Here is an 11,785-nt window from a genome sequence, read left to right on the forward strand (position 1 = left end):
GTACCTGCGTCGCCCCTCCTTCGGGAGTGCTTCGGCTGCTTTTCGGCTGTTCTTCGGGACGTTCCCGAAGCGCAGTCGAAGCGGACTCGAAGCGTTGCCGAACATGTCCCGAACAAGCCCCGAAGAGGTCCCGAAGCGTTGCCGAAGAGCACTCGAAGGGAAGCCGAAAGACCACCTTCTTCTGACAATTTTCGAATCAACTTCGCCCCAACTTCTGCCTTTCATGCAGTGGGCCGTCAGTCTTCCTCGAATTTTCCTTTGATTTTTCCCGAGGGTGACCCGAAGCCCTCCCGAAGAAATTTCGAGCAGCGCTGGGAGAAAAGTAGAAGTTGGTCAGGAGTTGGTAGGTACTTAAATCGTCTATTCCTCGGTACGAAAGGTACTGTTAATTCACCGTTAAGCTACCGGGAATGTACTAAAGAGCTACTGGAGATATACTAAAGAGGTACTAAACAGGTACGAGCTGTCAGTAGCTATCTGGCGGATCTGGGGTGTAAACTCTGTAATGTATTAGAAAAATGTGCAAAAGGGGCGAAAACCAATTTGACAATTGGAGCAAGTGAATACTCTTTGAATTAAAAGATTTTAAGTTGTGTGTGCATTTAGTAGGTGTGATGTTGGGTGTTTTGTCGTTTAAAAGAAATTAGGTGCTCAAAAGCCTTTAAAATCCTTTATTTCTCTATGCTGTTATAAAAACACCTGTCGCTTGTTTTTGACATGCGTGTTTTGGATGCCGACTCCCATGGATAAGGGTTGAGTGGGTTACTTTTGGTACAATCGAACAGCTGGGGGAGTTGGCTGTTATCCGTACCAGGGAGGGCTGCGCATCCAAAGAGCACAGCTGAACGACAGTAAAGCAAGTGTGCTGCTGCATGAAGAGAAAGGGATGATCAGCTTTTGCCCGGAGGATAAACGCGATAGAGTGGCAATGTGGCTATTAGATGGTAAAGACAGCAGTAAAGTAAGATAGGGGAAATGGTTACTAGACAAGGTAATCGCCAAGCTTCGGTCGTCAAAATCATCTACGTTTAGTTTTGAAATTTAGTTTAGCCATCAACGATGTTACTTTAATAAGATTTTTTTTTTAAAATAACATACTGTTTTTCAGTTATTTATATTTATTTGTGAATTAATTGTTATCACAAAGTTATGCATGCATTGTAAAAGTTGAAAAATGTTATAATTTTGTATTTAACATTTTTTAACAAACGGAAACAATCTGGTGGAAAAGATGTTACTAACTATAATACACATAAATTATTAGAAAATATATTACTAACCATAGTACTTTTTCGAAAAATAAACATTTTTAATAAACATAAACATATGAAACACAAATTACTCAGTTTTTTCGTGGGTAGTATGATCCTGACTTCTGTCGCGTTCGCGCAGGAAAAGAAGGTAAGCGGTCGTGTTACTGGAGCTGATGGAAAACCATTAGCAGGTGTGACGATAGCTGTACAAGGATCTAACGTCGCCACGCAAACAGATGCGAATGGTAACTACTCGTTATCTGTTCCAACAGGTAAAGTTATTGTCTTTCGATCTGTTGGATTTGCTGACAAAACCTTAATCGTAAGAGAGGGACAGTCAGCTTTTAATGTAACATTAGACAATTCTGACAATGCATTGGAAGAAGTTGTTGTTACAGCTTTGGGTATTTCTAAAAGTTCAAGAGGAATTGGTTATTCAACTTCTAAAGTTAGCGGAGATGATTTAGTTAAATCTGGGGAAGCAAACATTATTCAAGGCTTGGCTGCTAAAGCTTCTGGTGTTCAGATTACGTCGTCTGCCGGCACTCCTGGGGCTTCTTCAAAAATAGTGCTACGCGGGGCTGCTACATTTTCGGGAGATAATCAGCCCCTAATTGTCGTTGATGGCGTGCCGATTGATAACGACATGAACTTTGTCAAAGCAGGTGATGATCCATATAATCAAAATTTGGCTGGTGTTCAATTAGGTAATAGAGCTTTAGATATCAATCCAGACGACATCGAGACTGTTACTATTTTGAAAGGACCAGCGGCAGCAGCTTTATATGGTCAGGCAGCAGGTAACGGAGCTATAATTTATACGACAAAGAAAGGTAAGTTAGGAAGCGGTTTAGGTGTAACATTTTCTTCTGGATTTGAATTGCAGAAAGTCAATAAGTTACCTGAGTTTCAAAATCAATATGGACAGGGGACTGGCGGAACCTTTAGTTCAAGCACAGCGGATAGTTGGGGTGAAAATTTAGCAAAAGTAGGAAAACCTACCTACAATAACGTAGAGGATTTCTTTCAAAACGGAAGTGTATTTACAAATAATTTAGCTATAACTTCTGGTGGTGATAAAACTACTATGCGTTTCTCCGTTGGATCTACTAATAATAAGGGGATTATTCCCAATTCAAACTTCAATAGATATACATCACGTTTGAGCTCAGAGACAAAGCTGAATGATAATATAACCGTTGGAGGTAATTTTAGTCTTACAAACTCTAATACTCGTGCTGCACAAAACGGTAGTAATTTGGCCGGTGTTATGCTTTCATTGCTGCGTTCTCCTGTTGATTTTAATTTAGCAGATTACAAAAATGAGGATGGCTCTCAAAAACAGTATTTCGCTTCTTACGACAATCCTTACTGGTCAACTGAGAATAATCCGTATAAAGAAGAGAATACGCGTTTTTTAGGGAACGTGTATACTGATATTAAGTTGAATGATATATTTTCATTATCATGGAAGACAGGCTTGGATACGTATTCAACAAATGGTACTCAAGTATATGCTATAGGATCTATTGGAGACGATAATAGCTCAGGATTAGGGGAGATAAAAAGATCTAATGTTAATTATAAGAATGTATACAGTGATTTGTTACTGAAATTCAAACATAGTATTTCTGAGGATTTCTCAGTAAGTGGTTTGTTGGGTGGTAATTTTAATTATACACAAGCTTTAACAAATTTTGCAAGAGGACGCGAATTGAGTATGCCCGGATACTATAATTTTGCATCCGCTAAGGACCTTTATGCAAGTAATTCAGAATCGTATAGAAATAGTAGAGCAATCTTTCTAGACGCAACATTCGACTATAGAAGTATTTTGTTCTTAACTTTGACTGGTAGGAACGAATGGTCTACTACTTTTGGTAGAGATTCAAAAGGTTTCTTTTATCCTAAAGCAGATATTTCTTACATTTTCTCGGATCTATTTAAGGAATCCCCTGTGGTATCTTTCGGTAAGGTTCGTCTAGCATATTCCAATGTGGGTATATCACCAAGTGTTTATTCAGACAGAGCCTATTATACTGTACCTACTATCGCTGATGGTATGACTAATGGATTTTCCTTTCCTTATTTAGGTCAAACTGGATTTGCAATAAGTTCTGTAGCGGTTGCGGAATCGTTTAAACCCGAGAGAAATGTTGGTTACGAAGCTGGTCTTGAGATGAAATTTTTACAAAATAGGCTTGGATTCGATTTCACATATTATCAACAAAAATCTTCTGATCTACTACTTTCTCAGCCTATTGACCCAACTACTGGTTATGCCAATTATTATAATAATATTGGGAAAATCAAAAACACTGGTATAGAGGTATCGTTGAATGGTCACATTGTGAAATCTGAAGCTTTTAATTGGAATGCAACATTAAATTGGTCGAAAAATGATAATGAGGTATCTGAACTTGCAGAAGGGGTTGAAAAATTGTCTATTGGCTCCGCATTTTCTTCACCACAATCCTATGCAATAGTTGGTCAACCGTTTGGTGTTATTTATGCGCAAAAGTTCCAAAGAAATGATCAAGGTCAAGTATTAATTGATCCGAACAGCGGTTTGCCGCTTTATGAAGCTGAATTGGGCAGTGTTGGAAGTACAATTCCAAAATGGTTGATGAATTTTAATAATGAGTTCTCTTATAAAAACCTATCTTTTTCCTTCTTATGGGATTTTAGAAAAGGAGGCAAGATTTGGGGAGGGACAAATGCTAATTTGATAAACAGAGGCAAAGCTGGAATCACTGCTGATCGCGAACGCAATTACGTTATTGACGGTGTATATGCTAACGGTGCAAATGCTGGACAACAGAATACCACTGAAATTCCTGCCACAACCTATTTTAGAAATTATTTAGGTAATAGTTCGTCGGAAATAGCCATTCAAGATGGGTCTTGGGCGAGATTGAGATCAGTTGATTTAAGTTACAGGTTTAACAAAGTTTCAAAAGCTATTCAATACGTACAAGTTGGAATAAATTTGAGAAATCCAATTTTGATTACAAAATACAAGGGTATTGATCCAGAAACTAGCTTGACAGGATCTAATCAAAATTTTGCAGGTTATGATTTCTTTAATAACCCAGGAACGAAGTCCTATTCATTTAATTTGCGTGTTGGTTTTTAATCTATTAAAAATGAAGAAGAAAATAAATTTAATATATGCTTTATGTTTAACGGTAATAGTTGGATGTAAAACAGGTGATGATTTGTATTTAAGCCCTAATGATCCTGCAGAGGCTTCTCTATCGACAATGCTTACTGCATTAGAAGTAAATACTTTTCAAAATGTTGAGGGCGAATTGGCACGTATGAGCAGTATTTTAGTTCAACACTCGGCGGGGTTAGGAGCTCAGTATGCGGATGTTCAAAATTACAGAATTACACAAGGTGATTTTGATAATATGTGGGAGGGATTATATACCGGGACTATGAATAATGCTAAACTTATTATTGGTAAAGCAGGAACAGGAAGTCCGTATTATTCAGGAATTTCAAAAGTATTGATGGCTATTAATTTAGGTTTAGCTACTGATCTTTGGGGGGATGTGCCCTATTCTGAAGCATTTCGTTTAGATGAGGGTATAAGAACTCCCAAATTAGATAGCCAAGAAGATATTTATAAATCAATCGATGGTTTATTGGGAGATGCTATAAAGGATTTTTCCACTGCAGAATCTGCCAACTTATTCATCCCGGCTTCTGATGATCTAATTTTTGAAGGAGATGTTTCAAAATGGATTAAGGCATCTTATACATTAAGAGCGAGATATTTGAACCGTATTGCTGGAAAATCTACTGGATTAGATGCAACAATTTTAGATTATCTATCCAAAGGTATTACCACAAATGCGGGAAATCTTGAAGCTATTCATTCCGCAAGTGGCGGTGCTCAAAACCAGTGGGGAGCTTTTCAGAACGGTAGAGCCGGTTATTTGGGAGCAAATAAAGTTTTTGTTGATCGTCTAAATGCTAAAAACGACCCAAGGTTGAAGTTTTTCTTGTCTCCTAACAAAGCAGGTCAATATATAGGAGCTGATATAAACGCGACATCGATCTCTCCTGAAGTTGCAATAGTTGGGCCATTTTTTGCTGTTGGTAAGAATTATCCTATAATAACCTATTACGAAGCGAAATTTATTGAGGCTGAGGTTAAAAATAGGCAGGGCAGTAATGCATCTTCAGTTTTAAATGATGCTATTAAGGCAAATGTAGCTTATGTAACTGGAACAGATAACGGTTCAAGTGTTGCGACATATACAACAGCTTCTAAAACTGATATCTTAACTGAAAAGTGGGTAGCGATGTATAATCAGTCAATCGAATCATATAATGATTACAGAAGGACCGGGATACCTGTTTTAACTCCTAGACCACAAAGCGCTGGTGCAGAGTTGTCTTATACTCCAAAAAGGTTTCCATTTCCACAAACTACTACTCTCTATAATCCAAACGCTAAAAACATTCCAATGGATGTTCCAGTTTGGTGGGGTATGTAAGAGTATAAAATTATTAACTTTATAAAAACTCTAAGGGCTGTATCAAAAAAGTGATACAGCCCTTTTATATTTATGTTTTATTCTATTTCAATAAATTAAGTGTGTTTTCTTTACAGTTATTTTCTTTTTTTACGAATTTTAAAGAAAATAATTTACTGATTACTAGATGTTTGTTATTTTTTCTTTAGCTTAATGTTATGACAAAATTATGTATGCATTGCAAATGTTAAAAAAAGTTATAATTTTGTATTTAACATTTTTTAACAAGCGGGCTCCGCCACTTAGGGAAGATGGCCAACTAACTAGCACATATATTGGAAAGTTTTAATAAATACTAACCAGATTATTTTATAGAAGAATAAACATACTTATTTAAATAAACGTAAACATATGAAACACAAATTACTCAGTTTTTTATTGGGTGGTGCTATTTTAACTTCAGTAGCATTTGCCCAAGAAAAAAAGATTAGTGGACGTGTAACAGGTGCCCAAGGTGAAGGATTACCAGGTGTAACTGTTGTTGTTCAAGGCACTAATCAGGCTACTCAAACCGATACTAATGGTAATTATTCAATCAGTGTTCCTGTAGGTAAAACTTTGGTTTTTAAGTCTGTAGGTTTTTCGGATAAGACTATTATTGTTAGCTCTTCCTCTGTACTTTATAATGTTTCTTTACAAGATTCCAATAAAGAACTTGATGAAGTAATGGTTGTTGCATACGGAACGGCCAAAAAATCATCGTTTACTGGTTCTGCTTCGACAGTTAAAAGCGATGTGATTGAAAATCGTTCAATTACAAATATCACAAAAGCGTTGGATGGTGCCGCACCAGGTGTAGTGTCCACCGCCGGATCTGGCCAACCAGGATCTAGTGCTGCTATTCGAGTGCGGGGTTTTGGATCAATAAATGCTTCTGCCGACCCTCTGTATGTTGTTGATGGTATACCGTTTAATGGTGATCTTAACTCCATAAACCCTAATGACGTAGAAAGTCTTACGGTATTGAAAGATGCTGCTGCTTCTACACTTTATGGATCTAGAGCGGCAAATGGTGTAGTTGTTATCACAACAAAATCTGGTAAAAATACAGATGGAAAGATTGATGTTAACTTCAAAGCGAATATCGGTGTCAATTCTCGGGCTGTAAAACGATATGATGTAATGGATACCAAAGAATATTTGGAAACCGTTTTTCAAGCATATAAAAATCAAGATATTTTTGTAAATGGCTTATCTGAAACTGCGGCTGCTGCTAGCGCAGTGAATAGGATGAAAGGTACTGTTGAAGGAATTTTTGGTATAAATGAGCAGTACAATCCATATAATGTTCCAGTGGATCAATTATTTGATTTAGGAACTGGTAAGCTTAATCCAAATGCGCAATTGAAATGGGATGACAATTGGCTGGATGAAGTGACTGCGAATAACCCTATTCGTCAAGAATATCAACTTGATTTCTCCGGTGGGTCGAGTAAATATAAGGCAATGGCTTCAATGAATGCTGTAAAGGATAAGGGATTATTGAAGAATACTAATTTCGATCGTTATTCTGGACGTGTCAACAATGAATTTACGCCGAAAGATTGGTTTAAAGCTTCTTTATCAGGAAATTTTGCGAAATCTAATTCGAGGTCATTAAATGCAACAGGGACATCAACTTCCAATGTTTGGTATTCGTCGGAACAAATGGCGCCAATCTATCCGATATGGATCAGAGATAACAACGGTAATTTTGTAAATGATGCTTTGGGTCAAAAGCAATTTGACTATGGTAAAAATAGGGCTTCTGGAGCACAACAAAATTTTAATTCAATTGCTACACTATATGATGATCGGTATTATAATAATATTGATAATGTAGGTACGAGAGGTGGTGTCGAATTTAACACACGTGATGAAAAATATGGCGCTTGGCGCGGGTTTGCTTTTGCGGTTAATCTCGGTGCCGACTACCGCATGAACGAATATACTTATTATTATAATCCTGTTTTTGGTAATGCTGCTGCAACTGGAGGACGTTTGAACAAAGAATGGACAAAAACTTTCTCATATACATTTAACCAGTTGTTGACTTGGACTAGAGATTTTGGTAAGCATAATATTGATGTATTACTAGGTCATGAGGCATATAGTTATAAATATAATTTATTAAATGCTCAAAAAACTGGCTTCCCTTTTAAAGGAATCTATGAGTTGGCGCCTGGTGCTACTATTGCCGAAGCAGATTCCTATGAAAACAATGATAAGATTGAATCATATTTCTCTCGTGTACAATACAATTTTGATAATAAGTATTATTTATCTGGAAGTTTCCGTACGGATGGTTCTTCAAGATTTCAAAAAGATAATCGTTGGGGATCATTTTGGTCAGTCGGAGGAGCCTGGAAAATTTCTGAAGAAAGTTTCTTAAAAGATGTTTCCTGGGTGAACAGCTTAACATTAAAATCAAGCTATGGAGGACAAGGGAACAATAATTTGTTGGACTCAGATTTAGACCCTATCTATTTTGCGTGGCAAGCGTTTTATGATTTAACGTGGAATAACGCAAATAATAATGGTGGAGCCGTGACTTCGGTAGAAAATGCTAAAGTAAGTTGGGAAAAAAATCAAAGCTTTAATATCGGTGCTGATGGAAGATTTATTGACAACCGTCTATCAATAGGTTTTGACTGGTATACACGTAAGACAACAGATATGTTATTGAATCGTCCTATGGCCTTTTCTTTAGGTTTTGATGGTTTTAATTCTAATATAGGTGATCTGAAAAACTGGGGTTTTGATCTTTCTTTGGGCTATGATGTTATAAGAAATCAAGATTTAAAGTGGAATGTTTCAGTGATGGGTTCCCGTGTCAAAAATAAGGTGCTGAAATTGACCGATGAAAGCAAGGAAATAATATCAAACTCGACAATCGTCAGAGAAGGTGAGACGATTAATTCATTCTACATGGCTCGCAGTGCGGGAGTTGATCCAGCAACAGGTGATCAATTATATTGGGTATATGATAAGAAGGAAGATGAATTTGATCGTAGCAAGCATTATGTATCTAATGATCGGACAAAAGCGGCTGCAAGCCGTGTTGTAACAGGTAGTAGAATTCCAAAAATTATGGGTTCACTATCCACATCATTGAATTATAAAAACTTTGATTTTTCTTTGATGACAACGTACTCTATCGGTGGTAAAATAAACGATGCTGTTGGGTATAATTATCTGAACCCCGCATATTTGGGAAATAACTACTCTCGAGAAGTATTAGGAGCATGGCAAAAACCAGGAGATATTACAGATATACCTAGAATTCAAAAGGATATGGTATTACAATTAACTGATAGGACTTTAGTCGATGCCTCATATTTTGCAATAAAGAATGTATCGATTGGTTACTCGTTTGATATTAAAAAGGTTGGATTAAAATCAATTAGAATATTTGCACAAGCAGACAACTTAGCTGTATTCTCTGCTCGCCAAGGATTAAATCCGCAATATAATTTTACAGGAACTACAGATTATGTTTATTCTCCGAATAAAACAATTGCTGCAGGTGTAAATCTCAAATTCTAATTACTTAAATGCTTATTAAAATGAAAAAATTATTATATGCGTCTGTTCTTTCTCTTGCATTAGGTATAACATCTTGTAGCAAGGAATTTTTGGAAACTAGCCCAACTGATAAGGTAGATGCAGGAACGCTTTTAGAAACTACCCAAGGTGCTCAAGTAGCAATGGATGGAATTTATAGAATGCTATACTCATCTGGATGGTCAGTAAGTAATACTTCTCAGAACTTTGGTATTACATCAACCAAAATGTTTACTTCCTTAATGGGAGAAGACTTTCTTCAGGATGGACAAGGCAGCGGCTGGTTTTATTTTGATTATAAATATGACGTTCGTAGCCGTTTTGCCTCGACTGGTTGGAGGTCTTATGCTACATGGAATTTTTATTATACTTTAATTAGTAACGCAAATTATATTCTGGCTGCTGAGAAGACATTGACTGGTGATCCAAAAACAGTTGACAATATTATGGCGCAAGCTTATGCCATGCGCGCATATGCATATTTTCAGTTGATACAGATTTTCCAACAGACTTATGTTGGGCATCAAACATCACCCGGTGTTCCTGTTTATACGGAACCTACTACTGCTGCATCACAAGGTAAAGGCAGAGGAACAGTGGAAGATGTCTATACACAGATCAATCAGGATTTGGACAAATCAATAGATCTTTTTGGTAAAGACAAATCGCTTCAATCACATATTTCTCATTTGGATTATTATGTTGCAAATGCTATAAAGGCAAATGTATCTTTAGTACAAAATAAGTGGGCAGATGCTGAAAAATATTCTACCGAAGCTCTTTCTAAATCAGGTTTGGCCATGCTTAGCGGTGACGACATTTACAGTGGATTTAATAGTGTAAAGTTAAAAGATGTATTGTGGGGAGCTGAAGTTATTGCATCACAATCAACTATTTGGGCATCATTTTTTTCACATATGGACGCAAGTGCTGGTCAATATGCCGAATCATCAAGAAAGTGTATTTATAATTGGTTATATGATCAAATTCCATCAACGGATGCACGTAAAAAATGGTGGAATGGTGCTACAGATGGGGGAACACCACAAACAAAGCCTTATAATCAGGTTAAATTTAGATACTCAGATAAAACTTCTAGTTTAGGCGATTATATCTTTATGCGTTCAGAGGAGCTACAGTTAGTAAAGGCAGAAGCTCTTGCTAATCAAGGCAAACTACCACAAGCTAAAACAGCTTTGGCTGATTTGATGAAATTGCGTAACCCAGCTGGTTATCAAGCTATCCTTGACCAGGCGGCAATGTCTAAAGATCTTACGATGGGATCAATAGGTACGCCTAAAACCTTAATGGATCAGATTATTTTACAAAGACGTATCGAATTATGGGGAGAGGCTGAACGAATCTTTGACATTTTAAGGCTCAAAACTGGATTTGACAGAACAGCGACAGGGTCAAATCATACTTTCAAACCTACTTGGAATAGTTTAGATCCAGCTAATAAGGAATTTATCCTAACTATACCTCAGAAAGAGTTTGACGGAAATACTGCTATGGATGCGAATAAGGATCAGAATCCTTTGTAATCTACTTAAGAAAATAGAACATATGAAAAAGAATATATTTAATTGTCTACTTATCGCAGGAGCTTTGTCTTTCTTTTCTTCTTGCGACAAGACGGAAGGAGCTTTGTATTCAGGAGAGCCGAATAAAGTTAGTTTCTTTAATAAAACTATGAAATTTAACATGGAAGGTGGATCAATTTCTGTACCGGTTGGTCGAACATCAACCACAGGAGATTTTTCATTTCCGGTAACATTATCAGCTGGCGGTGCTGGATATACTAATGTTTTTAAAATAGCTGGGCCAGTGCAATTTGGAAGTGGTGAAGGTAAATCTTATGCAAAAATAAACTACGGTGATCTATCTAAAATAGATCCGAGCACATTGTCTATAACGCCTGTTGAGAAAGATGTTACTGTTGGATTAGCTTTTCCGCTTTCACTTACTATTCCTGATGAAAATGTATCTTCAAGCAACATAAAAAAAGTTGATATTATGGCGACAAGTGTCTTGGAATTTGAAGATAAGGGGAATGTTACAATGAATTCTACAAATGGATGGGCAGGAAAAATCCTTAATGTTAAAATCCAAAAGGCAAAAACAACATCCGTTTATAAAATAGTAAGCCCATTTGAAGAAAATAGCTTGGCATTTATGATCAAAGCGGATGGAAAAACTGTTGTTTTTCCTAATCAAGTACTTGGTAACGACCCAGATTATGGAGCTGTTACTATGTCAGATGTGACAGGTACGGTTTATAACGGTGTAGTAACGCTTAATATTGGAGGGTATAGGGTATCTGCTGGATCTTTTGGCCCAGGAACAGAAACTATTAATTTACCCAAATAAGTATTATTTATAAAAACTCTTATGAATATAAGGGTGGAGGTCTTTTTCATATAAACCATTTATTTGAGAAAA

Annotated in this window: 6 protein-coding genes; all 6 read left to right on the forward strand. The window is 36.7% G+C overall.

All coding sequences use genetic code 11. The features are described from left to right. The first annotated feature begins 757 nt into the window (after positions 1 to 757). The 6 genes from HPC41_RS00030 (at position 758) to HPC41_RS00055 (ending at position 11,713) form a co-directional block, all read left to right on the forward strand. Positions 758 to 970 carry a hypothetical protein gene (locus HPC41_RS00030; RefSeq protein ID WP_172391972.1) on the forward strand — a complete coding sequence of 71 codons (213 nt, stop codon included), beginning with the start codon at positions 758 to 760 and terminating at the stop codon, positions 968 to 970. 356 nt (positions 971 to 1,326) lie between these two features. Next, positions 1,327 to 4,389: a SusC/RagA family TonB-linked outer membrane protein gene (locus HPC41_RS00035; protein WP_172391973.1), complete on the forward strand. Its 3,063-nt coding sequence runs from the start codon at positions 1,327 to 1,329 to the stop codon at positions 4,387 to 4,389. A 10-nt stretch (positions 4,390 to 4,399) separates the two neighbouring features. Beyond that, a complete protein-coding gene (locus HPC41_RS00040) occupies positions 4,400 to 5,761 on the forward strand; it encodes a SusD/RagB family nutrient-binding outer membrane lipoprotein (RefSeq protein ID WP_172391974.1) in 1,362 nt (453 codons plus the stop codon). 390 nt (positions 5,762 to 6,151) lie between these two features. Next, positions 6,152 to 9,325 (forward strand): SusC/RagA family TonB-linked outer membrane protein, encoded by a 3,174-nt coding sequence (locus tag HPC41_RS00045; protein ID WP_172391975.1) that lies wholly within the window; start codon positions 6,152 to 6,154, stop codon positions 9,323 to 9,325. 20 nt (positions 9,326 to 9,345) lie between these two features. Further along, the gene (locus tag HPC41_RS00050; protein WP_172391976.1) at positions 9,346 to 10,887 is read left to right on the forward strand and encodes a RagB/SusD family nutrient uptake outer membrane protein; all 1,542 of its coding nucleotides are present in this window, start codon (positions 9,346 to 9,348) and stop codon (positions 10,885 to 10,887) included. A gap of 22 nt (positions 10,888 to 10,909) precedes the next feature. After that, positions 10,910 to 11,713: a hypothetical protein gene (locus tag HPC41_RS00055; protein ID WP_172391977.1), complete on the forward strand. Its 804-nt coding sequence runs from the start codon at positions 10,910 to 10,912 to the stop codon at positions 11,711 to 11,713. The last annotated feature ends 72 nt before the right edge of the window (positions 11,714 to 11,785 follow it).

The organism is Sphingobacterium prati (assembly GCF_013167215.1).
GTDB lineage: Bacteria > Bacteroidota > Bacteroidia > Sphingobacteriales > Sphingobacteriaceae > Sphingobacterium > Sphingobacterium prati.